Origin of the sequence: Halorarum salinum (genome assembly GCF_013402875.1) — an archaeon.
In the GTDB taxonomy this organism is placed as follows: Archaea; Halobacteriota; Halobacteria; order Halobacteriales; family Haloferacaceae; genus Halorarum; species Halorarum salinum.
The window spans coordinates 1,812,207-1,837,698 of record NZ_CP058579.1; the positions used below are offsets into that span (position 1 = coordinate 1,812,207).

21 protein-coding genes are annotated in these 25,492 nt (G+C 71.0%); 12 read left to right on the forward strand and 9 right to left on the reverse strand.

The features are described 5' to 3' along the window. The first annotated feature begins 211 nt into the window (after positions 1–211). From HUG12_RS08725 to HUG12_RS08750, 6 genes are all read left to right on the forward strand, one after another. Positions 212–1,069, forward strand: coding sequence for a 3-hydroxyacyl-CoA dehydrogenase family protein (locus HUG12_RS08725; RefSeq protein ID WP_179268388.1), 858 nt, complete (start codon positions 212–214; stop codon positions 1,067–1,069). Positions 1,070–1,149: 80 nt separating this feature from the next. Further along, the gene (gene mvaD, locus HUG12_RS08730) at positions 1,150–2,142 is read left to right on the forward strand and encodes a phosphomevalonate decarboxylase MvaD (RefSeq protein WP_179268389.1); all 993 of its coding nucleotides are present in this window, start codon (positions 1,150–1,152) and stop codon (positions 2,140–2,142) included. Positions 2,143–2,337: 195 nt separating this feature from the next. Continuing rightward, a complete protein-coding gene (locus HUG12_RS08735; protein ID WP_179268390.1) occupies positions 2,338–3,480 on the forward strand; it encodes an NAD(P)/FAD-dependent oxidoreductase in 1,143 nt (380 codons plus the stop codon). A gap of 57 nt (positions 3,481–3,537) precedes the next feature. Beyond that, on the forward strand, positions 3,538–6,450 hold the full coding sequence (locus tag HUG12_RS08740) for a DEAD/DEAH box helicase (RefSeq protein ID WP_179268391.1): 2,913 nt from the start codon (positions 3,538–3,540) through the stop codon (positions 6,448–6,450). Between the two features lie 158 nt (positions 6,451–6,608). After that, positions 6,609–7,931, forward strand: coding sequence for a hypothetical protein (locus HUG12_RS08745; RefSeq protein WP_179268392.1), 1,323 nt, complete (start codon positions 6,609–6,611; stop codon positions 7,929–7,931). A 93-nt stretch (positions 7,932–8,024) separates the two neighbouring features. Then, positions 8,025–8,936: an NAD(P)-dependent oxidoreductase gene (locus tag HUG12_RS08750; protein ID WP_179268393.1), complete on the forward strand. Its 912-nt coding sequence runs from the start codon at positions 8,025–8,027 to the stop codon at positions 8,934–8,936. A gap of 45 nt (positions 8,937–8,981) precedes the next feature. Here the strand turns inward: HUG12_RS08750 and HUG12_RS08755 are convergent, their stop codons facing one another. Continuing rightward, a complete protein-coding gene (locus tag HUG12_RS08755) occupies positions 8,982–9,365 on the reverse strand; it encodes a DUF7522 family protein (protein ID WP_179268394.1) in 384 nt (127 codons plus the stop codon). A gap of 119 nt (positions 9,366–9,484) precedes the next feature. Here HUG12_RS08755 and HUG12_RS08760 point away from each other — a divergent pair, with 119 nt between their 5' ends. Further along, entirely contained in the window at positions 9,485–10,204 is a 720-nt protein-coding gene (locus HUG12_RS08760; protein WP_179268395.1) for a class I SAM-dependent methyltransferase, read from the forward strand. A 9-nt stretch (positions 10,205–10,213) separates the two neighbouring features. On the opposite strand, the gene HUG12_RS08765 is transcribed toward HUG12_RS08760, so the two are convergent. Next, positions 10,214–12,460 carry an AAA family ATPase gene (locus HUG12_RS08765; protein WP_179268396.1) on the reverse strand — a complete coding sequence of 749 codons (2,247 nt, stop codon included), beginning with the start codon at positions 12,458–12,460 and terminating at the stop codon, positions 10,214–10,216. Positions 12,461–12,804: 344 nt separating this feature from the next. Continuing rightward, positions 12,805–13,263: a DUF7500 family protein gene (locus HUG12_RS08770; protein ID WP_179268397.1), complete on the reverse strand. Its 459-nt coding sequence runs from the start codon at positions 13,261–13,263 to the stop codon at positions 12,805–12,807. A gap of 200 nt (positions 13,264–13,463) precedes the next feature. On the opposite strand from HUG12_RS08770, the gene ileS reads away from it, so the two are divergent. Continuing rightward, the gene (ileS, locus tag HUG12_RS08775) at positions 13,464–16,628 is read left to right on the forward strand and encodes an isoleucine--tRNA ligase (RefSeq protein ID WP_179268398.1); all 3,165 of its coding nucleotides are present in this window, start codon (positions 13,464–13,466) and stop codon (positions 16,626–16,628) included. Positions 16,629–16,682: 54 nt separating this feature from the next. Here ileS and HUG12_RS08780 read toward each other — a convergent pair whose 3' ends face one another. Then, on the reverse strand, positions 16,683–17,498 hold the full coding sequence (locus HUG12_RS08780; RefSeq protein WP_179268399.1) for a class I SAM-dependent methyltransferase: 816 nt from the start codon (positions 17,496–17,498) through the stop codon (positions 16,683–16,685). A gap of 316 nt (positions 17,499–17,814) precedes the next feature. Here HUG12_RS08780 and HUG12_RS08785 point away from each other — a divergent pair, with 316 nt between their 5' ends. After that, positions 17,815–18,591, forward strand: a complete 777-nt coding sequence (locus HUG12_RS08785) for an HAD-IIB family hydrolase (protein WP_179268400.1) — start codon at positions 17,815–17,817, stop codon at positions 18,589–18,591. A 12-nt stretch (positions 18,592–18,603) separates the two neighbouring features. On the opposite strand, the gene cutA is transcribed toward HUG12_RS08785, so the two are convergent. Both cutA and HUG12_RS08795 read right to left on the reverse strand, forming a co-directional pair. Continuing rightward, complete coding sequence (gene cutA / locus HUG12_RS08790; protein WP_179268401.1) at positions 18,604–18,915, reverse strand: divalent-cation tolerance protein CutA; 312 nt, start codon at positions 18,913–18,915, stop codon at positions 18,604–18,606. A 10-nt stretch (positions 18,916–18,925) separates the two neighbouring features. After that, the gene (locus HUG12_RS08795) at positions 18,926–19,102 is read right to left on the reverse strand and encodes an HEWD family protein (protein ID WP_179268402.1); all 177 of its coding nucleotides are present in this window, start codon (positions 19,100–19,102) and stop codon (positions 18,926–18,928) included. Positions 19,103–19,206: 104 nt separating this feature from the next. On the opposite strand from HUG12_RS08795, the gene HUG12_RS08800 reads away from it, so the two are divergent. Together HUG12_RS08800 and HUG12_RS08805 are read left to right on the forward strand one after the other, a co-directional pair. After that, positions 19,207–19,527: an EthD family reductase gene (locus HUG12_RS08800; RefSeq protein WP_179268403.1), complete on the forward strand. Its 321-nt coding sequence runs from the start codon at positions 19,207–19,209 to the stop codon at positions 19,525–19,527. Positions 19,528–19,637: 110 nt separating this feature from the next. Then, on the forward strand, positions 19,638–20,192 hold the full coding sequence (locus HUG12_RS08805; RefSeq protein ID WP_179268404.1) for a class I SAM-dependent methyltransferase: 555 nt from the start codon (positions 19,638–19,640) through the stop codon (positions 20,190–20,192). A gap of 81 nt (positions 20,193–20,273) precedes the next feature. On the opposite strand, the gene HUG12_RS08810 is transcribed toward HUG12_RS08805, so the two are convergent. Both HUG12_RS08810 and HUG12_RS08815 read right to left on the reverse strand, forming a co-directional pair. Next, positions 20,274–21,443, reverse strand: a complete 1,170-nt coding sequence (locus HUG12_RS08810; protein ID WP_179268405.1) for a DUF7482 domain-containing protein — start codon at positions 21,441–21,443, stop codon at positions 20,274–20,276. 401 nt (positions 21,444–21,844) lie between these two features. After that, positions 21,845–22,102, reverse strand: a complete 258-nt coding sequence (locus tag HUG12_RS08815) for a hypothetical protein (RefSeq protein WP_179268406.1) — start codon at positions 22,100–22,102, stop codon at positions 21,845–21,847. Between the two features lie 166 nt (positions 22,103–22,268). Between HUG12_RS08815 and HUG12_RS08820 the strand changes: the two genes are divergently transcribed. Then, positions 22,269–22,859, forward strand: coding sequence for a sulfite oxidase-like oxidoreductase (locus tag HUG12_RS08820; RefSeq protein ID WP_179268407.1), 591 nt, complete (start codon positions 22,269–22,271; stop codon positions 22,857–22,859). Positions 22,860–22,907: 48 nt separating this feature from the next. Here the strand turns inward: HUG12_RS08820 and HUG12_RS08825 are convergent, their stop codons facing one another. After that, on the reverse strand, positions 22,908–25,268 hold the full coding sequence (locus HUG12_RS08825) for an ATP-dependent DNA helicase (RefSeq protein WP_179268408.1): 2,361 nt from the start codon (positions 25,266–25,268) through the stop codon (positions 22,908–22,910). Between the last annotated feature and the right edge of the window lie 224 nt (positions 25,269–25,492).

Here is a 25,492-nt window from a genome sequence, read left to right on the forward strand (position 1 = left end):
CAGTGCCTTGGAGCCCTGGTTCTTAACCTTTCTGTGCCGAGTATCAGAACCGAATAATTTGTCAGACGGATCGACGCGCCGTCGCCGGGTTTGCCGACGAGAGGTTGATTTTCCGTGCTCGAACGGGCGTACCGCGAATCGAGCCGCGACGCGCCCGCGGCCGGCGCGGCCCTTCGCTACGCTTACGGCCCACCCCGTGACACGTTCCGGTATGCGTGGACTCTCCGAGGTCGAGACGGTCGCGGTCATCGGGGCGGGGACGATGGGCAACGGCATCGCACAGGTCGCCGCGACCGCCGGCTACGACGTGATCGTGCGCGACGTCGAGCAGGAGTTCCTCGACGACGGCTTCGAGGCGGTCGACTCGTCGCTCTCCCGACTCGACGCGAAGGACCAACTCGACGAGGACCCCGGGACGATCCGGGACCGCATCACTGGGACGACGGACCTCGCGGACGTCGCGGCGGCGGACCTCGTCGTCGAGGCGGCGGTCGAGAACATGGGCGTGAAGCGGGACATCTTCTCGGACCTGGACGACGTGACCGACGGGGACGTGGTGCTCGCGACGAACACCTCGACGCTGTCGATCACGACCATCGCCGCGGCGACCGACCGACCCGAACTGGTCGTCGGCCTCCACTTCATGAACCCGGTGCCCGTGATGACGGGCGTCGAGGTGGTCGTGGGCGAGAAGACCGACGCCGCGGTGACCGATCTCGCGCACGCCTTCGCAGAGGACCTCGGCAAGGAGACGTGGGAGAGCGACGACAAGCCCGGCTTCGTGACCAACCGCGTGTTGATGCCGTGGATCAACGAGGGCATCCGCGCGTACGACGAGGGCGTCGCCACCAAGGAGGACATGGACCGGGGGATGAAGCTCGGCACCAACGTCCCGATGGGGCCGCTCGAACTCGCGGACCACATCGGGCTGGACATCTGCCTCGACGCGAGCCGGACGCTCCACGAGGAACTCGGCGACCGCTACAAGCCGGCGTACCTCCTCAAGCGAAAGGTCGACGCGGGCGACCTCGGGAAGAAGACCGGGAAGGGGTTCTACGAGTACGAGTAGGACACAGCACTCGTGATCGTCCGGACGGTCCCTCGCGGCCATCCGGAACGACTAACCCCGGCCCGGCCGCTCGGGCGGACATGAAGGCGACCGCGACGGCCCACCCCATCCAGGGCCTCGTCAAGTACCACGGGATGCGCGACGCGGAGCTGCGGCTCCCGTACCACGACTCCATCAGCCTCTGTACCGCCCCCTCACGGACGACCACCACCGTCGAGTGGGAACCGGACGGGAACGAGGACGGCTACCGGATCGACGGCGAGGCGGTCGACGGGCGCGGCGCCGAGCGGATCGACCACGTCGTCGAACACGTCCGCGGGCTGGCCGGCTTCGACCACGCGGTCCGCGTCGAGTCGGAGAACTCCTTCCCGTCGAACGTCGGGTTCGGCTCCTCCTCGTCGGGCTTCGCGGCGCTGGCGACGGCGCTGGTCGAGGCGGCTGGGCTCGAGATGACGCTCCCCGAGATCTCGACGGTCGCGCGCCGCGGTTCCTCGTCGGCCGCCCGGGCCGTCACGGGCGCCTACTCGCACCTCTACGCGGGGCTGAACGACCACGACTGCCGCTCCGAGCGGATCGAGACGGGGGCGAGCGACGCGTTCGACCCGGAGGAGGACCTCCGCGTCGTCACCGCGCTCGTCCCGGCCTACAAGGAGACCGAGGAGGCCCACCGCGAGGCCGAGGCGAGCCACATGTTCGACGCGCGACTGGCGCACGTCCACGAGCAGATCCAGCGGATGCGCGACGCGCTCCGCCGCGGCTCGTTCGACGACGTGTTCGAACTCGCGGAGCACGACTCCCTGTCGCTCACGGCGACGACGATGACCGGCCCGGCGGGCTGGGTGTACTGGCAGCCCGAGACGATCGCCACCTTCAACGCGGTCCGAGCGCTACGGGAGGAGGAGGACGTGCCCGTCTACTTCTCGACGGACACCGGCGCGAGCGTGTACGTGAACACGACCGTCGAGCACGCCGACCGCGTGGAGGAGCGGGTGAGCGAGGTCGGCGTCGAGACGGACGTCTGGGAGCTCGGCGGCCCGGCCCGGGTGCTGCCGAACTCGAAGGCGCTGTTCTGAGGAGCGCCGTTTCACCGCAACGGCTCCCGTCGGCGGGAATGGCGAACAGGCGGGACGGACGTCCCCGCGGCGGCGTCCCGCGCAACCGCGTCACGCCACGGGGTCTTGCTCACGTCACGGGAGGTGTGGCCCCGTTCTCGCACTTGAACCCTCGCCGCCACGCTCTTTCCGGCGGGCCTCGAACGGCCCGTATCCATGCACGTCGTCGTTCTCGGAGCGGGCTACGCCGGGCTCACGCTGACCCGCCGCCTCGAATCCCGGCTCCCCGCCGGGGCGGAGCTCACGCTCGTGAACGACGGTCCGAACCACGTCCTCGTCCACGAGATCCACCGCGCGATCCGCCGACCCGCGGTCGCCGCGGTGATCTCGATCCCAATCCGGGGGCTGCTGGACCGCGCCGAACTCGTCGACGCCCGGGTCGACGACGTGGACGCCGACGCCCGTACGGCCAGCCTGGAGGCCGGGAACTCCGTCTCGTGGGACTACGGCGCGGTCTGTCTCGGTTCGGAGACGGCCTACTACGGCATCGAGGGGCTTCGCGAGCACGCGACGCCGATGAAGTCGCTGGCCGACGCGACGACCGTCCGGGAGGGGTTCCTGCGGCTGTGTGAGGACGGCGGCCGGGCGGTCGTCGGCGGCGCGGGGCTCTCGGGCGTCCAGGTCGCGGGGGAGCTCGCGGCGCTGGCGGCCGAGGAGGGAGTCGCCGTCCCCGACGGCGTCGAACTCGTCCTCCTCGAGCAGTTCGCGGAGGTGGCGCCGGGGTTCCCCGACAACTTCCGACGCGCGGTCCGGGAGGAACTGGAGGCGCGGGACGTGGACGTGCGGACGGGGACGACCGTCGAGCGCGTGACCCGGGACGCCGTCGGCACCGACGAGGGGGAACTCGGCTACGACGAGTTCGTCTGGACGGGCGGAATCGCCGGGACCGCCGCGGTCGGCGGCGACCGTCCGTCCGTGCGCGCGGACCTCGGGCTGACCGATCGGACGTTCGCGCTCGGCGACGCCGCGCGCGTCGTCGACGCCGACGGCGACCCCGTCCCGGCGAGCGCGTCGGCGGCGGTCCGCGAGGCGGAGACCGCGGCGGTGAACGTCGCTCGGCTGGTCGAACACGAGATGGACGGCTCGGCGGCCGACTTCCGCCCGCGGCTCTCCCGGTACCGCTTCGACGTGCCCGGCTGGCTCGTCTCGGTCGGCGACGGCGCCGTCGCACAGCTCGGCCCGACGGTCCTCCGCGGGTCGGCCGCGAGGGCGACGAAGGCCTCGGTCGGCGCCGGCTACCTCACGTCCATCGGGGCCGTCCGGCGGGCGGCCGCGCTCGCCGAGGCGGAGCTACGGTGACGGCTCCGATCCGCCGGAGGCGGGGTGCTTAACCGCCTCGCACCGCTACAACCGGCGATGAGTGACGCGGCGCAGGTAGGGGGGATGGACGCCTTCGCCGCGCTCGGCGAGTCGGTGCGCGCGGCGCTCTCCGAGCGCGGGTTCTCGACGCCCACGGAGCCGCAGCGCCGCGCCATCCCGCCGATCGCGGCCGGGGAGAACGCGCTGGTCATCGCGCCCACCGGCACCGGGAAGACCGAGACGGCGATGCTCCCGGTGTTCGACGCGCTGGTCACGGGGAGGAGTCCACGCGGGGACCCGGCCGACGCCGACGCCGGCCCGCCCGAGGGCATCGGCGCGCTGTACGTCACGCCCCTGCGCGCGCTGAACCGCGACATGCGGGGGCGGCTGGAGTGGTGGGGCGAGTACCTCGACCTCGACGTGCAGGTGCGCCACGGCGACACGACCGACTACCAGCGGACCAAGCAGGCGAACGACCCGCCGGACGTGCTCGTCACGACCCCCGAGACCGTCCAGGCGATGCTCACCGGCGAGAAGCTCCGGGAGGGGCTCTCGGACCTCCGGCACGTCGTCGTCGACGAGGTTCACGAACTCGCCGCCTCGAAGCGGGGCGCCCAGTTCACCGTCGCGATGGAGCGCCTGCGCGCGCTGGCGGGCGACTTCCAGCGCATCGGCCTCTCGGCGACCGTGGGAGACCCCGACGAGGTCGGGCGGTTCCTCACCGGCCACCGCGGCGACGTGGAGGGGTCGCCGCAGGCGTCCGACCGCGGCTGTGAGATCCTCGAGATCGACGCCGGCGCGGACGTCGAGTTCGACGTCGTCTCGCCGGAGGTGACCGACGAGGACGAGCGGCTGGCGGGCGAACTCGCCACCAGTGCGGACGTCGCGAGCCACGTGCGGTTCATCCGCGACCAGGTCGCGGACCACGAGTCGACGCTCGTGTTCGTCAACACCAGACAGACCGCCGAGGCGCTCGGCGCCCGCTTCACGGCGCTGGACGCCCCCATCGGCGTCCACCACGGCTCGCTCTCGAAGGACGCCCGAATCGAGGTGGAGGACGCGTTCAAGTCCGGCGAACTCGACGGGCTGGTCTGCACCTCATCGATGGAACTCGGCATCGACGTAGGCCGGGTCGACCACGTCGTCCAGTACAACTCCCCCCGCGAGGTCGCGCGCCTGCTCCAGCGCGTCGGGCGTGCGGGCCACCGCCGGGGGGAGACGTCCCACGGCACGATCGTCACCGACAACCCGGACGACACGCTGGAGGCGCTGGCGATCGCCCGTCGGGCGGCCGCCGGCGAGGTCGAGGACGCCGGCATCCACCACGGCAGTTTGGACGTGGTCGCGAACCAGATCGTCGGCCTGCTCATGGACGTCGGCGAGATCGACGCGCGGGAGGCGTACGAACTGGTGACCGGGGCCTACCCGTTCCGCGATCTCGCGGAGGGGACGTTCCGCGACGTGGTCCGGCAGCTGTCGAACAACCGGCTCGTCTGGGTGGACGAGGAGCGGGACGTCCTGGAGAAGTCCGGCGGCACCTGGCAGTACTTCTACCGGAACCTCTCGATGATCCCCGACGAGGAGACGTACGACGTGACCGACATCTCCTCGCGCCACCAGATCGGAACGCTCGACGAGCGCTTCGTCGTCAACTTCGCCGCGCCGGGCGAGACGTTCATCCAGCGCGGGGAGATGTGGCGCATCAACGACATCGACGACGAGGAGGGGACGGTGAACGTCTCGCCGATCGAGGACCCCGCCGGCGAGGTGCCCTCGTGGACGGGCCAGGAGATCCCCGTCCCGAGCGCGGTCGCCGCCGAGGTCGGGGAGATGCGCGGCGTCGCGGAGCCGCAGTTCGCCGGCGGGGCCGACGTCGAATCCGTCGCCCGGGAGTTCGCCGCCCGCTACCCGGCCGAGCCCCGGACCCTCGAGGTCGGCCTCTCGCAGGTCGAGCGTCAGGTCGAGGCCGACGCGCCGATGCCGACCGACGACCGCGTCGTCCTCGAGGGCCAGGGGCGCTCGATCACGCTGAACGTCGCCCGCGGCCACGAGGTGAACCGGACGCTCGGGCGCCTGCTCTCGGCGCTCGTCGGACAGCGCACCGGGTCGTCGGTCGGCATGGACGCCGACCCCTACCGGGTGGAACTGGAGGTGCCGACGTCGGTCGACCCCGGCACCGTCATCGAGGTGCTGGAGGAGACCGACCCCGAGCACGTCGAGGCGCTGCTCGAACTCGCGCTCAAGCGGTCGGACACGCTGAAGTTTACGCTCACCCACGTCGCAGCGAAGTTCGGCGCGTTGAAGCCGTACCAGGCGGACAAGCGGTTCGGCGCCGACCGCCTCATGGCCGCCCTGGAGGACACGCCCGTCTTCGACGAGGCGGTCCGGGAGGTGTTCCACACCGAACTCGCCGTCGAGGAGACGGCGGATCTGCTCCAGTCCATCCAGTCGGGCGACCTGGAGGTCGTCACGGCGCGGGAGCCGACCCCCGTCGGAACCGGCGGGCGCTCCTCGGGCAGGGAGTTCCTCGTGCCCGAGAACGCCGACGCGTCGGTGATCCAGACGATAAAGGAGCGCATCATGGACGACCGCGTCATCCTGCTGTGTCTCCACTGTCACGAGTGGAACCACACGACGAAGGTGCGGCGCGTTCGCGAGACGCCGCGGTGTCCGAACTGCGAGTCGACGCGCGTCGCCGCGCTCAACCCCTGGGCCGAGGAGACGGTGGCCGCGGTCCGGGCCGACGAGAAGGACGAGGAACAGGAACGCCTGACGAAGCGGGCGTTCCGCGCCGGGAGCCTCGTGCAGGCTCACGGGAAGCAGGCCGTCATCGCGCTGGCGGCCCGCGGCGTCGGGCCACACAACGCCGCGCGCATCATCGCGAAGCTCCGCGAGGACGAGGACGACTTCTATCGGGACATCCTGGCCCAGGAGCGCCAGTACGCCCGGACGCAGAGCTTCTGGGACTAGATACGGGGCGGCTTCGTCGGAACGTGTTCCCCGAGTACAGTAGCGTGAAACGGCCGACCGAGGACCTGGCGAGCTCGAACCGCGTCCGCACGTTCGAAAGTAACCCGGTTCCAGTTTGGAATAAAAAATCTTAAATGGGATGGTAGTGGGCACCGAGTGTGTCGAAAGCGGTACAGAACGGGAAACCAACACGTGCGAACCGGCGGACCGTCCTCAGGGGCGTGGCCGCGACCGCGGGCCTCGGAGCAGTACTGGGTTCGGCATCGACGCTGGCCAGCGAGGAGTCCTCGGGGGAGGGCGACGAGGGAGCGACTGCCGGGACCTACGGGGCGACCGCCGAGGCCGAGGAGGCGGCCTCCCCCGCGACGGACCGGCCGGGGACGCCGAAACTCGGCGCGAACCTCAACGGACGGCCGCGTCGCCTCGGGAACGACCTCGCCCGCCTCGACGCGAGCGACACGACCTGGGTTCGCGCGTTCCTCGATATCAGGGACAAACTGAACGACGGGCGGGACCCGAGCGGGGACCCCGACGTCCTCGCGCTCCGGCGCGCCGCCCGCGAGAAGGGCTGCAGGCTCGTCGTGAGCCTGAAGTGGGGGTTCGAGGTGAACTGGCGGTGGGACCGCAAGGAATCGAGGAGCGTCCCGGAGCCGGACTCCGAGGACGAGCGGAGCCTGCTGTCGTGTGCCACGCAGTATCTCGGGGCGATCGGCACGCCGGTCGACGTCGTCGTGCTCGGGAACGAGCCGATGTGGGAGACGAAACGCGAGGACATCACGGGGGAGGACCCGCCGATCCTCCGGTTCACGCTGAACCTCAAGGAGCACCTCCTCCGGCACGGCGACCACGGCGACCCCGCGTACCTCCTCGGGGCGATCACCCGGCTCTACGACGACCCCGTCCGAGAGGAGCGGTTCCCGACGTTCTGTCGGGAGACGTTTCGGATCGCGAGGGAGGACGACGACGTCGACGGCGTCGACCTGCACGTCCACTACGACGGGCGGGAGGAGGCCCGGAAGGCACTCGAAATCGCGCGCGATCGGCTCCCCGACGGGACCATCACCGTCACGGAGTTCTCCCCCGTCTTCCGGTACGACAGGCACGTTCGGACGCCGATCGGCGAGTGGGGGGCCGGACGACGGTTCGCCGGCGAGTACGGCTACTCGCCGGACGTGACGGCCGTCGACTACTTCGAACGGGCGAAGGCCGATCCGCGTCCGCCCCGCGAACTGGCGGACTTCTACGACGCGATGCCCTGGTACCGGGCGGATCAGCTCAGACGGGACTACCGGCTGTTCGAACGGTTCGACGTCGACGTCGGCACGTTCGGGTTCCTCCAGGACGTCGGGATGCGCGACGTCGACTGGCGGCGACCCGACTGGACGCCGTTCCACATCAACTTCCTCCACCAGGACGCCCTGATGGAGGGCCGGGGCGCCCACCCGCTGTACATCGACGACTACCGGGAACTGGCCGGATGACTCCGCGTCGGGGCCCGCGTCCGCCCTCGGCTCCGTTCGGTCGGCGATCCCGACCGTAGCTATTTACCCCACAACGCCGCAGTGTGAGGCGACATGACGGACGAGACGATCGGTTTCGTCGGACTCGGTATCATGGGCCTCCCGATGGCGAAGAACCTCGTCGACGCGGGCTACCGCGTCGTGGGACACAACCGCTCCGACGAGCCAGTCGAGGAACTCGTGGAGCACGGCGGCGAGGCCGGCGGGTCGCCCGCCGGCGTCGCCGAGGAGAGCGACGTCGTCCTGCTGTGTCTCCCCGACTCGCCGGACGTGGAGAACGTCGTCCTCGGCGAGGGCGAGGAGCCCGACCCCGTGATCGACGGCCTGCGCGAGGGGACGACGCTCGTCGATCACTCGACCATCTCGCCGACGGTGGCCGAGCGGGTCGCGGAGCGGCTCGCGGACGAGGGCGTGACGGCGCTCGACGCGCCCATCTCCGGCGGCGAGGAGGGTGCCATCGAGGGGACGCTGTCGATCATGGTCGGCGGCGACGAGGAAGCACTGGAGGAAGTGAGGGACGTCCTCGACGTGATGGGCGAGACGGTCACGCACTGCGGTCCAAGCGGCGCGGGACAGACGACGAAGGCGTGTAACCAGATCGTCGTCGCCGCCCAGATGGTGGGCGTGAGCGAGGCACTGGTGTTCGCGGACAACGCCGGCGCCGACCTCGAGGCCGTGGTGGACGCGATCAGCGGCGGGGCGGCGGGGTGCTGGACGCTGGACAACCGCGCGCCGGACATGATCCACGGCGACTTCGACCCGGGCTTCTTCGCGGAGTACCAGTACAAGGACCTCCGCATCGCCACCGACGCGGGCGAGGCGTTCGGCTCGCCGATGCCCCAGACTGCCCTCGCACACGAACTCTACAAGACGATGGTCCAGAACGGGATGGGGAGGGACGACAACTCCGGCGTGATGCAGGTGCTGGAAATGATGGCGGGCGGCGAGGCGCGGGTCGACGGGTAGTCGGTCCCCGCGTCGTGGCCCCGGGCGGCCCGATCCGGCCGTCCGTCAGGACTCCCACTCCTCCAGGGTCGTGCTCACCGCGCGGGCGAGCGCGTCGAAGTCGCGCAGTTCCACGCCGTCGGTGGTCACGAACACGGCGGCGTTCTCCCCGCCGACGCGGACGAGGTAGCCGTTCTCGAACACCCGGAGCGTGTACCGGTAGTCGCCGAGCTCCGAACCGCCGTACGCGTCGGCCGTCGTGTTGAAGTCCTGGCGCTCGATGCCGATGAAGTCCATCAGGTCGGCGTCCCGCTCCAGGTCGTCCCGGAGGTACACCTGCTGGAAGTCGGTTCGTGTGAAGTACGTCACGGACCGGAGGTTGTCGCCGACGGTCGTCCGGCACGTCGCGACGAGCCGCTCGGTCGCCTCGGCCGGCAGCAGTCCGTCCATGGCCCGCCCTCTCGCTCCAGGTGGTTGACCGCACCGGTTCGCGACGGGGTCGCCGAGGGTGTGCCATTCAATACCACGTATCGCTCGGATTTACGATCCGACTCCGGCCAGTCGAAGACATGTCCGACCCCTTCGGGCGCGCGATCCGCGACTTCCACCGCGGCGAACAGGACGAGCCGTTGCGGCAGTTCGACGGCGACGAGTCCCTCGACCACCCGATCGAGGACTTCTACTTCGGCGAGGTCGACCCGGAGGACGAGCGGACGAGGTGGCTCGAATCGCGCCTCTCCGGGCGGTTCCTCGACCTGGGCGCCGGCGCGGGCCGCGACTCGCTGTACTTCCAGGATCGCCTCGAGACGGTCTCCCTGGAGGTCTCCGAGCACCTCGTGGGGACCATGCGCGAGCGCGGCGTGGACGACGCGCGGCTGGGGGACATGTTCGCGCTCCCGGAGCAGTTCGAGCGAGGTCGGTTCGGGTCCGTGCTCGCCTACGGGACCCAGCTCGCGCTGGTGCGGTCGATGCGGGGGCTCCGCGAGTTCCTCGGGGACCTCGCGCGGGTCACGACCGACGACGCGACGGCGATCCTCGACAACTACGACCCCGAGTACGAGGGGGCTCGGGAACTCCTCGGCTACCGGCACGACCCGACGCCGGGGCTCGGCTTCCGGGTCATGCACTTCGAGTACGAGGGGGACGTCGGCGACACCCTGCTGTTCCGACTGTTCTCCTCCGACAGGCTCCGCGACGCGTGCGTCGGAACCGGGTGGACGCTCGACGGGGTGAGCCGTGGGGCGGTCGGAAACGAGTGTCACTACATGGCGGTGCTGGAGAAGGAGTGACCGGCCCGGCTACGACGACAGCGTCGGCGACACCGACTCCAGGGCCGATTCGAAGTCCGCCATCGTCACCGACAGCTCGTCGGCGTGCTCGTTCGCATCGTCGCCGTGCTCGTCGGCGACGCGCTCGACCGCCCGCATCGTCGCCTCCCTGGCCACCGCCGTGAGGTCCGCGCCCGAGTAGCCGGCCGTCCGCGAGGCGAGGTCCTCGATGTCGACGTCGCCGGCCAGCGGCTTCCGCTCGGTGTGCACCCGGAGGATCTCCAGTCTCGCCTCCTCCTCCGGGGCCGGCACCTCGACGTGGCTCTCCAGCCGACCCGGGCGGAGGAGCGCGTCGTCGAGCCGTTCCTTCCGGTTCGTGGCGGCCAGCACGGCGAGGTTCGGGTTGCCGGACGCGCGATCGAACTCGGTGAGCAGCTGCGAGACGACGCGCTCGCCGACGCCGGAGTCGCCGCCGGCGAGGTCCCGATCGCCCGCCAGCGCGTCGATCTCGTCGAAGAAGACGATCGCCGGGGCGGCCTGCCGCGCGCGCTCGAACAGCTCACGGACGGCCTTCTCGGACTCGCCGACGTAGCGGTCGAGCAGCTCCGGCCCGGCGACCTGGATGAAGTTCACCTCCGACTCGCCCGCGATGGCGCGCGCGAGCAGCGTCTTCCCGGTCCCGGGCGGCCCCCACAGCAGCACCCCGGTCGGCGGGTCGGCGTCGGCCGCCTCGAACAGCGGGCCGTACGTCAGCGGCCAGGTGACGGTCCGCTCGAGCGCCTCCTTCGCCTCCGTCAGTCCGCCGACGTCGTCGAACGTGGTCGAGGGCTTCTCGGCGACGTACTCGCGCATCGCCGACGGCTCGACGCTCGCCATCGCCGCCTCGAAGTCCGCGCGGGTCACCTCCACCCCGGCGAGGTCCGCGTCGGCGTCGTCGTGGCGGACGCGCCGGAGCGCCGTCAGCGCGGCCTCGGTGGTGAGCGAGTCCACGTCCGCGCCGACGAAGCCGTACGTCCGGGCCGCGAGCCGGTCGAGGTCGACGTCGTCGGAGAGCGGCATCCGGCGGGTGTGCACCTCCAGGATCTCCCGGCGGCCGGCCTCGCCGGGCACGCCGATCTCGATCTCTCGGTCGAAGCGGCCGCCGCGTCGCAGCGCGGGGTCGAGCGAGTCGACCCGGTTGGTCGCGCCGATGACGATCACGTCCTCGCGGGCGTCGAGCCCGTCCATCAGCGAGAGCAGCTGGCCGACGACGCGGTTCTCCATGTCGCCGCCCTCCTCGCGCTCGCCCGCGATGGAGTCGATCTCGTCGAAGAAGATTATGGCGGGGGCGTTCTCGTCGGCCTCGCGGAAGATGTCCCGCAGGCGCTCCTCGCTCTCGCCCTTGTACTTCGAGGTGATCTCGGGGCCCGAGATCGAGAGGAACGTCGCGTCGACCTCGTGGGCGACGGCCTTCGCGATCAGCGTCTTCCCGGTCCCGGGCGGGCCGTGGAGCAGGACGCCCTTCGGCGGGTCGATGCCGAGCCTGGTGAACACCTCGGGCTCGGAGAGCGGGAGTTCGATGGTCTCGCGCACCAGGTCGAGCTCCTCGTCCAGCCCGCCGATGTCCTCGTAGCTGACCCCGCCCGCGGCGGGCGCCCCCGGCGCGGGGGTTCCACCCGCTCCGCCGGTCTCGCCCGCGCCGCCGGTCCCCGCCGACGCGCCGCCCGACTCGCCGCCGACCCCGGTCCGCGTCGCCCCGGACGTCGAGCGTGTTCGTTCCCCGTCCGCCCCCTCGCGTCGCCGCACGGTGACACGCGTCCCGTCGTTTATCCGCACCGGCCCAGCCGGGTCGGTGTCGCCCACGACGAACACGTTGCCGCCGAGGTGGGCGAGTCGGACCTGCTCGCCCGCAGTGACCGGGCGGCCGTCGAGGTCGCGCTTCGCCGCGCGGGCGAGCGTCGCGTCGTCGATGTCGACGTCGTCGAGCGCGGCCGGGGCGGTGAGCGTGACCGCGTCGGCTGCGTCGACGCTCTCGGCGGTCACCCGCACCGACTCGCCGATCCTCGCGCCGGCGTTCGTCCGCGTCTCCGCGTCGATCAGCAGTTCGCCGTCGTCGGCCTCCGCGCCCGCGGGCCACACCTTCGCCACCGTCTCGCGGTCGCCGGCGATGCGGACCGTCTCCCCGGAGAGCACGCCGAGCGCGCTCATGGCGGAGGCGGGGAGGCGGGCGATGCCGCGGCCGGCGTCCCGCTTCGCGGCGCCGCGGACCTGGAGGGCGATCCCGTCGTCGTCGCTCATGTCGGCTCGTTGGGGAGGTGGGGGTTTACCGGTTTCCACTGGCGGGACGGCGGGTGTCCCCTCGAACCGGCGTGCGGCGGCCGCGCCTCGGTCACGCGAGCGAAGTCGTTCGAAAGACGCTTCGTGTCTTTCGTGACGACGAGACGGCGGAGCCGTCTCGAACCACGAGGGTGAGTTCCGAGGAGCGTGCTCCGAGGTACGGGAGGGCGAGGTGCGGGTGGACGGGACTTTCGGGGACTGTTCCACGACGATCGAACTGACTCCGAAGCCGACGGCCGCGGGACCGTTCGACGCCTCGTCCGAGCCCCACCAACCTCGCCACGCGTCCCGACGCCACGAACTCCCTACTCGCCGTCGAAGTCCAGCCCCGCGTCCTCGAGCAACTCCATCACGGTCGCGTCCACGTCTCCCTCCGAACCCACCTGCCCGGCGTACCACCGGACTGCCGCCCCCAGCACGTCAGCCGGGTCGGTGCCGGCGAACTGGATGTTCGCGGTCCCGTCCTCGGACTTTCCGGCCAGCGCCAGCCCGTACGGCGCACCCGAAGCGTCGAGTTCAGCGGCGAGCGCGTCGAGGGGAGGTTCGGCGTCGGGTTCGCCCGCCGACTCGGCCACCGTCGGGCCCACCTCGTCCGCCGGAGACCGACCGTCGACGCCCGCCCCTCCCCCCTCGGTGGAAATGACGTACCGACCGTCGTCGCGCTCTTCGACCTCCCGTCGTTCGCGGATGTCCAGGTCGTCCGGGTCGAGGACGCCCTCGTCCTCCGGACGGTCGTCGTCCGTTCGGTCGCTCCCGTCGGTCACGGCGGGTCCTCTGTCGGCATCCGGTTTAGGTTCTCGTCCCTGCGTATCAGCCGTGAAAGCGGGAGGCGGGAACGGAGGGGTTCGGTCCGCTGCCCGTTCGTGTCCGGCGGCCTCGCCGCCTCGTCCCGTGGGCGGCCGCGCCCGACTACGCGGACTGCAACACCACGGTTTTGATAAGCACCGGGCGGGTTCGTTCGCGTATGGACGACAGCGACGTCTCGGACCAGTACGCCCCGGAGGCGGTCGAATCCGCCGTCGCGGCGCGCTGGGACGAGGAGGGCGCCTACGAGGCGGCGAAGGAGGCGCACGCCGGCGACCCCGAGTTCTTCTTCGTCGACGGGCCGCCGTACACGACCGGACAGATGCACCTCGGAACGGCCTGGAACAAGACGCTGAAGGACACGGTCATCCGCCACAAGCGGATGACCGGCCACGACGTCACCGACCGGCCGGGCTACGACATGCACGGGCTCCCCATCGAGACGAAGGTGGAACAGGAGCTCGGCTTCGACACCAAGCGGGACATCGAGGAGTTCGGCATGGAGAACTTCATCGAGGAGTGCCGCGAGTTCGCCGAGCGCAACCGGGAGAAGATGGACGAGGACTTCCAGTCCATCGGCGCCTGGATGGACTGGGACGACCCGTACCGGACCATCTCGCCCGAGTACATGGAGGCCGCGTGGTGGGCGCTCTCGCGGGTCCACGACCGCGGGCTGGTCGAGCGGGGCAAACGCGCGATCTCGCAGTGTCCCCGCTGTGAGACGGCCATCGCCAACAACGAGGTCGAGTACGAGGAGATCGAGTCGCCCTCCATCTACGTGACGTTCCCCCTGCGTGACCGCGAGGGGAGCCTGGTCATCTGGACGACGACGCCGTGGACCATCCCCGCCAACGAGTTCGTCGCGGTCGGACCGGACCTCACGTACCAGGAGGTCAGGGCGAGCAGGGACGGCGAGGAGGAGACCCTCTTCCTCGCCGAGTCGACCGTCGAGGACGTCCTGAAGCGCGGACGCTACGACGACTACGAGGTCGTCGCCGAGTACGCCGGTGAGGACCTGGTCGGCTGGGCGTACGAGCACCCGCTCGCGGAGGAGGTCCCCGACCACGCGACCGGCGAGGGCGTCGGACGGGTGTACACCGCCGACTACGTCGAGGCGGATCGGACCGGCCTCGTCCACTCCTCGCCCGGGCACGGCCAGGAGGACTTCGAGCGCGGGCAGGAACTCGGGCTCCCGACGTTCACCCCCGTCGCGGGCGACGGCACCTTCACCGAGGCCGGCGGCGCGTACGCGGGCCAGTTCGTCCGCGACGCCAACGACGACATCATCGAGGACCTGGACGCGAAGGGCCTGCTCCTCGCCGCGGAGACCCACTCCCACAGTTACGGCCACTGCTGGCGGTGTGACACGCCCATCGTCTTCCTCGCGACCGACCAGTGGTTCATCCGCATCACCGAGATCAAGGACGAACTGCTGGCGAACATCGACGAGAGCGAGTGGCACCCCCACGAGGCCCGCGAGGGCCGCTTCCGGAACTTCGTCGAGGAGGCGCCCGACTGGAACGTCTCCCGCCAGCGCTACTGGGGCATCCCGCTGCCCATCTGGGTGCCCGAGGGCGAGGGGAACCCCGACGCGGACGACCTCCTCGTCGTCGCCACGCGCGAGGAACTCGCCGAACGGGCCGACCAGGACGTCGACCCCGAGACGGTGGACCTCCACCGCCCGACCGTCGACGAACTCACGATCACCGAGGACGGCGTCACCCACGAGCGCGTGCCGGACGTGTTCGACGTGTGGTTCGACTCGTCGGTCGCCACGCTCGGCACCATCGGCTACCCGTCGGACGAGGAGACGTTCGAGCGCCTGTGGCCCGCCGACCTCATCATCGAGGCGCACGACCAGACCCGCGGCTGGTTCTGGTCGCAGCTCGGCATGGGGACGGCCGCGCTCGGCGAGTCGCCCTACGACGAGGTGCTGATGCACGGGTTCACCACCCTCGGCGACGGGACGAAGATGAGCAAGTCCCGCGGCAACATCGTCACCCCCGAGGAGGCCATCGAGGAGGTCGGCCGGGACCCGCTCCGGTGTTACCTCCTCAGCCACGAGCAGCAGGGCCAGGACCTCGCGTTCGAGTGGGACGGCCTGCACGCCATGCAGTCGACGCTCAACATCCTCTGGAACGTGTTCCGCTTCCCGCTGCCGTACATGCGCCTCGACGGCTACGACCCGGCCGAGGCCGACCTCGACGACGGCGACCTGACGGTCGTCGACGAGTGGGTACTCTCCAGACTCCAGACCACGAAGGCCGAGATGGCCGACGCCTGGGCGGACTACGAGGTCGACGACGCGCTGAACGCGCTCCTCTCGTTCGTCACCGAGGACGTCTCCCGCTTCTACGTGAAGGCCATCCGCGAGCGCATGTGGGAGGAGGAGGACTCCGGGAGCAAGCGCGCCGCCTACGCCACGATGTCGACGCTGCTCGACGAGGCCACGCGCCTGCTCGCCCCCTTCGCCCCGTACCTCACCGAGCGGATGTACCAGCACCTCGACGGTGGGAAGACGACGGTCCACCAGCTCCCGTACCCCGAGGCCGACGAAACGCTCCGGAACCCCGACCTCGAACGCGACATGGCCGTCCTCCGGGACGTCGAGGAGGCCGCGGCGAACGCCCGCCAGCGCGCCGAGCGCAAGCTTCGCTGGCCGGTCACCCGCGTCGTGGTCGAGAGCGACGACGCCGACGTCCGCGGGTCGGTCGGGAACCTGCGGGACCTGCTGGCAGAGCGCGTGAACGCCCGAACGGTCGAGGTGACCGACTCCTACGGCGAACTCGTCGAGGTGGCCGAGCCCGAGATGTCGACGCTCGGTCCGGCGTTCGGCGGCGACGCCCAGCGCGTCATGGAGGCCGTCCGCGGCGCGGCGCGTGCGGACCTCGACGCGGGCGACGGGCTCTCCGTCGAGGTCGACGGCGAGGAGTACGACCTCGACGGGGAGATGGTGAACTTCCGATCGCAGGCCCCCGAGGGCGTCGTGGGCGTCGGGTTCGACGGCGGCACCGTCTACGTCGACACGGAGCTGACCGAGGGGATCGAGTCGGAGGGGTACGCCCGGGACGTGGTCCGCCGAATCCAGGAGATGCGCAAGGAGCTCGACCTCGACGTAGACGAGCCGATCCGGGTCTCGCTCGAGGTGGCGGACGACCGCGTCGCCGGCTTCGTCGACGAGCACCGCGAGTACGTCGCGGAGGAGACGCGGACGGCGGAGTTCACGGACGAGGCGGAGTTCGACCTGGTCGAGGAGTGGACCGTCGAGGGGGTCGAGGTCACCATCGGCGTGGCCCGCGTCCCCGCGGGGACGCGGGCCGAGTGAGGCGGTCGAGCGGCACCTCCTCGCCGCGGGGCGGGCGCGGGTGACCCGTCCGGGTCAGTTCGCGGGCCCGGACGGGGTCCCGACGAGATAACAGTACCACGAGTCCCCGCGAGACACCTCGCCGCTCACCTCGACGTCGAACCCCCCGTCGGCCAGCATCGCCTCCCAGTACGCCACCGCCTCCTCGGTCTCCTCGTGGGTCGTCCGGAGTTCCAGCACGCCGAACCGCCCGCCCTCCCGCAGCGCCCGCCGCGCCTCCGCGACCGCCGCCTCGGCGTCCGCCCGCGGGAGGTCGTGCAGCACGCGGCAGGCGGTCACGACGTCCTGTGACCCGCCGGCGACCGGCAACCGGGCGGCGTCGCCCCGAACCGCCTCGGCGTCCAGCCCCGCCGCCGCGGCGTTTCGCTCGGCCAGTCGCGCGCCGTTGCCGAGGATCACACGGGCGTCGAAGGCATCGAGCGCGGTCACGCGGGTCCCCCTCGGCGCGCCCCGCCCGTCAGCGGTAGTCGCGTGCCCCACGCCGTCGCCGTTCGGACTCGCGGCGCGAGACGCCCCGCTCAGTCCGACGAGCGACCGCCCGGTGCCACAGCCGACGTCGAGCCAGCGGTCGGCGTCCCCCAGGTCGAGCGCGTGCCCGAGCGGGGCGTACTGCCACCGATCGGGTTCCCACGGTGCGGGGACGAGCAGCCGCTTCAGCGCGGGCTGGCCGTACCGGAGGCCGGCGAAGACGAGGACCAGTCCGGCGACGTATGCCGCCCCGGTGGCGACGACCGTTCCGAGCGCGACCCCGCCCAGCGCGACCGCCAGGCCGACCCCGATGCGCCGGAGGCGGCGACGCCAGTGGTACACCCCGAACCAGTAGCGGAACACGGCTTCCCCTCCATCGGGTCGCCCTTGCCTCTGTCGGAGATCGCTCGATCGACGCGGGACCGACGACGCCGCCCCCCGACCGGGTGTTTCGACGGACCGACGTCCCACCGCCCGTCCGTCAGGAGCGGCGACGGGCCGACACCCTGCCGCCGTCCGAGCGGACGTCGCCGACGGCGCGCGACAGCCTGCTCGCCGGGGTGGATTTCCCGAGCGGCGTCCGTCGGCCCGTCGAGCGCTGCCGGTCGGGCGAGAGCCGAACCGGTCGGGTCCCCACCGACGACGCTTTCCGGCGGGCACCCACACGACCCACCAGCGAATGCCCCCGTCAGAGACCCCGGACGACCCCGACACGCCCGACGCGTCCGTCGTCGCCGCCGACGCCGCCAACGCCGCCGACGCCGCCGACACGGGCGGGACCGACGTCCCTCCGCTCGCGCTCGACGTCGACGGCACGCTCACCACGCCGGCCCACACCGTCGACCCGCGGATCTTCGAGGTGCTCCCCCGGTGGCCCGCGCCGGTCGTCATCGCGACGGGGAAGGCGTTCCCGTACCCGGTCGCGCTCTGTCACTTCGTGGGAATCCCCGAGCGCGTCGTCGCCGAGAACGGCGGCGTCGTCTGCGTGGACGGGACGGTCCGCTTCGAGGGCGATCCCGAGCGAGTGCGCGAGGCCGTGGCCGCCTTCGAGGAGCGCGGCGGGGACCTCGGCTGGGACGGGGCGAACACGGCGAACCGCTGGCGGGAGACCGAGGCGGCGGCGCGGCAGACGGCGGACGAGACGCTGCTCCGCGAGATCGCCGAGAAGTTCGACCTCGACTTCCTCGACACGCAGTACGCCTACCACCTCAAGTCCCGCGGCGTGAGCAAGGGCCGGGCGCTGCTGACCGTCGCGGACGTCCTCGACGTGGACGCCGGCTCGTTCGTCGCAGTCGGCGACAGCGAGAACGACGCGGAGCTGTTCCAGGTCGTGGGGGAGGCGTACGCGCTCTCGAACGCGGACGAGGTCGCCAAGGGCGCGGCCGACCACGTCCTCGAGGAGGGGTTCGCGGACGGGACGATGGCGGTGCTCTCCGACCTGTTGAACCGCGCCTGATGGGCGACCCCGTCAGTCGGGACGCGTGGAATCCTCGATCCAGGCGGCGAACGGCTCGGCGACGGCCTCCGGTTCGAACCGCTCGATGCACGGCGTGTCGTACGGGTGGAGTTCGGCGACCCGCTCCTCGGCCGCGGCGACGCGCGCGTCGCTCGTCTTCACGAACAGCACCTCCTCGGACTCGTCGGCGTGGACCTCGCCGTCCCAGCGGTAGGTCGACCGGCAGGGTACCCGGTTGACGCAGGCCGCCAGCCGTTCGTCGACGAGCGCTCGCGCGAGGTCGGGAGCCGCATCCGGCGGCGCGGTGACGTACAGCGTCGGCATCCGGCCGGCCTCAGTCCTCGGTCCCCTCGAACGGGAGGAACGCGCCGTTGATGTCCCACTCGTGGATGCAGAAGACGTCGCCCCCGCCGCCGTCGACGCGCCAGGCGTCCGCCGCCTCGTTCCACCGCTCCACCCGACCGCACCGCTCGCACTCGCGGCGGTCCGGTCGGCGAATCTGGACGGGCATATCCGGGAGAGGGGCGTCCCGAACCATAAGCCCACCGTCGGTGGCAGGCGGTCGCACCGGCGCCGGGCGGTAGAGCAAAGTGCCTCTCGCGTGAGTCGACTGGCGTGATCAAGGTGGTCGAGTTCGTCGTCCGCGACGGGGAGTACAGCCACGAGGAGTTCGCCGAGTACTGGCTCGAGGAACACGGCCCCGTCGCGTCCGAGCTCCCGGGGCTGAAACGCTACGTCACCTCGCTGCCGACCGACCCCGAGCGCGCCGACTACGACGGCGTCCTGGAGCTGTACTTCGAGGACGTGGACGCGTACGGCGCCGCGTTCGACTCCGACGCCGGCGAGCGGACGCTGGCCGACGCCGAGGAGTTCCTCGAGGTCGGCGCCGGCCCCCGGATGATCGTCGAGGAGACGGTCCAAGTCGACGAGCGCTGAAGCGACGCCACGGGCCGGGCCCGCTCCGCCGTTCACGCGCTCTGGTGCCCCGTCCGGGGGACGGGTCGCACCGTCCGAGGGCTTATCGCCCGACGGGCCGAGCCACGTGCATGGGCTTTCACACGTACGACGTCGAGCGGGCGGACGAACTGGAGGACCCGGACCGGTTCCGCCACTGCTCGGCGGAGGAACTGCTCGCCGCGCTCGCGGCGTCGGCGGACGCGACGGTCGCGGACCTCGGGAGCGGCACCGGCTTCTACACCGACGTCGTCGCGCCCCGGGTCGACCGCTGCTACGCGGTGGACGTCCAGGAGGAGATGCACGACCTGTACCGCGAGAAGGGCGTCCCGGAGTCGGTCGAGTTCGTGGCCGCCGAGGTGGCGGACCTCCCGTTCGAGGACGACGCGCTCGACGCCGCGTTCTCGACGATGACCTACCACGAGTACGCGGGGGACGGGTCGCTGGCGGAGCTCGCGCGGGTCGTTCGCCCCGGCGGGCGCGTCGTCACCGTCGACTGGACCGCGGAGGGGTCGGGCGCGGACGGGCCCCCGACCGACGAGCGCTTCGCGCTGGGCGAGGCGGTCACGGCGTTCGAGGACGCCGGCTTCACGGTCAAGCGCGCGGAGACGCGGGTCGAGACGTTCCTCCTCGTCGCGCGGCGCTGATCCGTCGACGACCCCGATCGAACCCCCTTTCAGGATCCCTCTCCCACCCTCGTTTCAGGATCTCTCCTCCACATCGCCTCCTTACTCGTCCTCCTCGATGGAGATGATCGGACAGTTGACCGCAGCGACCGCCGCGTGGATGTTCCCGAGGAGCGTATTGACTGGACCGTCGGCGGCGCTCGCGAGATCCCCCGACAGGACCAGATCGATAATCTCCTCGTGGTCGGTCAGCCGACGACGGCGCCCGTCGTCGATCGCCTCCTCGGTCCACACGACCGGGTGGACGTCCCACAGCGGACTGTAGAATACGGAACACTCGGTGGGGTCTCCTGGCCGCTGGCACACCTGCTCGGACCGGGTGACGTTGAGGGGGCCGCCTTCGCCGGCCACCGCCGACCGGAGCCCCTGCCGCTCAGGGTTGTCCTGGCCCATCGGCCCGTTCACGATCGGGATGATCGCCTCCCGGGCCGAGCTTTCGAGGTCGCGGTTTCCGGCGACGGGTGCCGCCTCGAGGGTCGGCGCGTGCGTCGTGCCCTCGAGGGCTGCCACGTCGACCGGATACGCGTCGGTGCTGATGTACAGCTCCTCGCGTCCCTCGTAGAACCCGTCTACGAGCCCCAGGGTCACGGTCATCCCGTCCGTGTCGATGTCCGAGACGGCGTCGTGGACGCCCGTTCGGTTCTGGACGTGGGGAGCGTTGAACACGACGCCGTCCCCTCCCGTCGGCGTCACGAACGGACTGTACGACCCGTCGCCGACCGACCCGGGTCGGGTGTTCTCGCTGTCGAGCGGGAACCCGTCCGGTCCCGGCGCGACGTTCCGCTCCGGCGCGAAGTCGACCGTCCCGGCGAAGCGAACCTGGGCGTTTCGTGGGTTGAATCTCCCCTGCCCGGCCGTCGTTACCTCCTGGACGGCCGGCGTTCCAAGCGCGTTCTCGAGTTTCGGCGACCAGTTGAGCCCCATACGGATCGCGGGCTGGAGACGGGACGACTCCGTGAGCACGTAGTAGACGTCCTCGTCGTCGGGGCCACGACCGCGAAACAGCGGGAGGGTCACGGTGCCTCCCTCGGCGTCGATCTCGATGGCGCTCGCGAGTTCAGCCGGGATTCCGGTCGTTTGTCGGGTGCCCGCATCGGCCGACGACCCGCGGACGCTCGTCGACGTCCCGAGGACCGCGGCCCCGGCGCCCAGCGCCCCGAGGAAGGTTCGGCGGTTCGAACGAGCCGGACGACGCGACGGTTCCAGTGTCATGAACGCAGAAGTACGGTCCGTCGACGGTTAGTAACGAACGTGCTATTCCGCGGAAATGCTCGTGGAATCCACGTAATAGTCCGTTGTTCGACTGGAAGGGAGTTCGATCGGGGACGTCGACCCGAGGGCGAACGAGAAGGTTCACTCCTGGCCGCGGCCGGGAGGGACACGTCCCGGGTTCCGTCCGCGGTACGGTCGGCGTACGTGTGCCGCGCTCGTCGACCGGCCGGCCCGCTGCTCCGGTCACCGTCGCCGGCAGTCGGACGGGATCCCGACAAAACACGGGAGCTTTCCGAGGATGTAGCCGCCATCACGTACAGACGGCTCTAGCCTGGAACGAACGGTAGTGTTCCGTCGACGAACGGTTCCGCGGCGAAACGGGCAGTGAACCGTCGGGGCGTTCACCCCGCGGGTTCGTCCCGCTGCTGCTCGCCGTGCGTCTCGCAGAGTATCTCGCCCGTGTCCGTGTCGAAGTAGAACGGCTCGCCCGGCCGGATCATCTCCCCGTCCACGCCACAGCCGTCCTCGTGGTTCAGGAAGTACCTGCCACCCTCCTTTCCGGTTTCCAATCGGCTGGTCCGGACGGCGAACCGAACCAGCCCCTCGCCGATCTGGGTGCGCTCGGTCGAGTCGGCCATCTCGAACCTGATGACTGGCATCGTACCGTTCTAGGTGCGTCGCCATTGCCCTAAGCGTACGTGCCCCGGGACGCAACCGGCAACCGACCGGTCGATAGCTATCGATCGACAGCAGACGTATACTCACTACCGGGCTGACTTCCGGCACGTAGCACTAACCGGCCGCCTCCCCTAGTTCTCCCCCACGATGAAGGACGTCACGGACGTTCACGAGGAGTTCGGCGGGGAACGGCTCCCGCCCGGCCAGCGCGAGACCGAGCGGTTCCCAGTGCTCTCGAAGAGCGGAACCCCCGACTGGAGCCCGGAGACGTGGGAGTTCTCGGTGACGGGCGCGGTCGAGAACGACCTCTCGTTCACGTGGTCGGAGTTCACCGACCTACCGGCCGAGACCCAGGTGCAGGACTTCCACTGCGTCACCGGGTGGAGCCGATTCGACAACGAGTTCGCCGGGGTCACGTTTCCCGAGATCGCAGAGCGCGCCGGCGTCGACGACGACGCCCGCCACGTCATGTTCCGCTCGCTCGATGGCTACTCGACGAACCTCCCGCTCGACGACTGCATGCGTGAGGAGGTACTGTTCGTCCACGAGTTCGACGGCGATCCGCTTCCGACCGACCACGGCGGTCCCCTCCGCGTCGTCACCCCCCACAGGTACGCGTACAAGGGCGCCAAGTGGGTGACCGGGGTCGAGTTCCTCACCGAGCCTGAGCGCGGCTACTGGGAGATGCGCGGCTACTCGAACACGGCGAACCCGTGGAACGAGGAGCGGTACAACTGACGGTCGGTCCGGCTTCTCCCGACGAGCGGGACACCGCCACGCCCAACCTCACTCCTGCCCGTCCCAGAACCGTTCCAGACCGAAGCGGAGCATGTCCGGGCTCACGGGCTGGAACTCCTCGCGGGCGGGTTCCGGGAAGTGTTCGCGGACCGAGTTCCACGAGTCGCGGGCGTAGCGGGCGTCCACGAGCGCGCGGACCCCGACCTCCTCCGGGCCGCGGATGACCCGGCCGACGGCCTGGCGCGCCTTCCGGACCGCCGGCACCGTCAGCGCCGTCTCGAACCCGTTTCCGAACTCGCGGTCGTACGCCGTCTTCACCGCCTTCGTCCGCGGCGACGCGGTGTTGATGATCGGCACCCCGCAGACGACCGCCGCCGAGAGCCGGTCCCCGCGGTAGTCGACGCCCTCCGTGAGCGTCCCGCGGATGCTCGTCACCAGCGTCTTCGCCCCGCCGCCGAAGAACTCGGCTTTCAGGTCCTCGGTCGCCGCGTCCGCGCTCGACTCGTCGCGTAGGACCGGCGCGTCCGTCCGCTCCTCCAGCACGCCCGCCATCCACTCGGCCTCGCCGTAACTGGGCATCCCGACGAGCACGTTGCCGGGCGTCGTCCCGACCACCTCCACGACGGCGTCGGCGTGGGCCTCGCGCGTCTCGTTCCCCTCGCCCGGCGGCCCGCGGTTGCCGTACGTGAACTTGGGCGCGTCCACGGCGAGCGATTCGCGGTTTCCGTCGGGGAACGCGAGCCCGTAGGTCCGCTCCTCGACCGGCCGCCCCTCGGATTCGAGGTAGTTCAGCCCCGTCACCTCGCGGAACACGTCGAGCGGGGCGAGCGTCGCGGACATCAACACGCCGCCGCCGAACTCCGCGAGGCGGTCGCCGATGGCGTCCGCGGGCACGCAGTTGTGGAGCGACAGCCGCGCGTTGTACGCCCGCCGCCAGGAGTCGACGGGCTCCGTCTCGTCCCACGTCCGGTCCAGTTCCAGCTCCCTGAAGTACGACTCGTGGTCGAGCCGGTACCAGGCGTTCAACAGCCGGCCGACCGCCGGCGTCGCGCGCTTGGTCTCCTCCTCCTCGGCCTCGTTCAGGACCCGCTCGACGACCGCGCCGACGTGCTCGGCGCGGGCCCACACCTTCCCGCCGTAGCCCGCCTCGCGCGCCCACTCGGAGAGCTCGTCCTCGGCGGGCTCCTCGGGGTCGCGGAGCGGGAGTTCCGCGTCCGTGAGATCCGTGAGGTCCGCGCGCCATCCCGGGTGTTCCCGTTCGAGGTGGGCGGTCACCCGTCGGTCGACCTCCTCGCGGAGGTCGCGCACGAAGTCGCGCACGAGTTCGAGTTCGCCCAGGCTCACCTCCGAGTCCGAGAGCTCCCCCCGAACGAGTTCCGCGTCGGTCGTCCCCCGCGCCCGCTTCCCCTCGTCCTCGAACGCGACGGGCTGGATGACCCGCGTGAGCTCGTTCTCGGCGTCCCGGAGCGTCGCGTCGCCGACGCCGTCCGAGACGAGGTCCCGCACCCGCGGCTCCAGCATGTGCGCCTCGTCACAGACCACGAACGTCGAGTCGTCGAGCAGCGCGCCGGTGAACGTCGCCGCCGTCACGGGGTCGAACGCGTGGTAGTAGTTGCCCACGACGACCTCCACCTCGGGGACGAGCGCGCCCATGATCGAGTGCGGGCAGGAGCCGTGGCCCGCCGACAGCCGCACGAGTTCCTCGGCGTCGATCAGCCCCGCGTCGGCGAAGTCGAACGGCACCGCCTCGGCCGGGTCGCCCTCCTCGGGCAGGTCGTCGAGGAACTGCGCGTAGAAGGGACAGAACTCGGTCCCCTCGGCGGTCGCCCCCCCGCCGTGTTCGGGCATCGAGGGGAGGTACGGCGTCGGCTCCCCCGCGGTCTCGAGATAGGAGACGCCCGACTCGCCCGAGTCCGCGATGCCGGTCTGGGCGCGCCTGGCTTGCTGGACGAGCGCGCCCGCCGTCGCGTCGCCCCCCTCGCCCGTCAGGGCGCGCGTCCGTTCGCGCAGGCCCTCACAGCGGTCGTACACGTTCGAGTCGTCGATTCCGGCCCGGTTCTCGCGGGCGTACGGGCAGACGTCCGCCTTCCCGACGAGCGTCATCGCGGAGACGGACCGCCAGTCGTCGGGCAGGCCGGCGTTGATCGTCTCCAGGTCCTGTTCGAACTGGCGGAGCTGCTGCTTGACGCTGGTGAGCACGAACACGCGCTCGAAGTCGGAGTCCGGGTCACGGACGAGGTGGATCCCGGCGGCGAGCGCGAGCATCGTCTTCCCGGTGCCGCAAGCGCCCTCCAGCGCGAGATACCCTCCGTCGCGCGCCGTCTCGACGGCGGCCTCGATCCCGTCCTCCTGTTCGGGGTACGGCTCGTCGTGCCCGAACACTGCTCGCCAGCCCTCGGCCTCGGTCACGGTTACGCTCGCGTTCGACACGGCTTCAGTGCGTCGATGGCCTCGCCTTCGGTGATAAACCTCCGCCGGCGGAACGGCCGCCTGCGCGGACACGAACGTCCGTCGCCGCCGGGCGACTCACCCCGGGAGCGGACTCCGGCCGAGCACGACGACCGCGAGGTCGTTGGCGAAGACGGCGTGCGCCGCGGCGTCGGTCATCCGCTCTCCGCCCTCGTCGGTTCGGA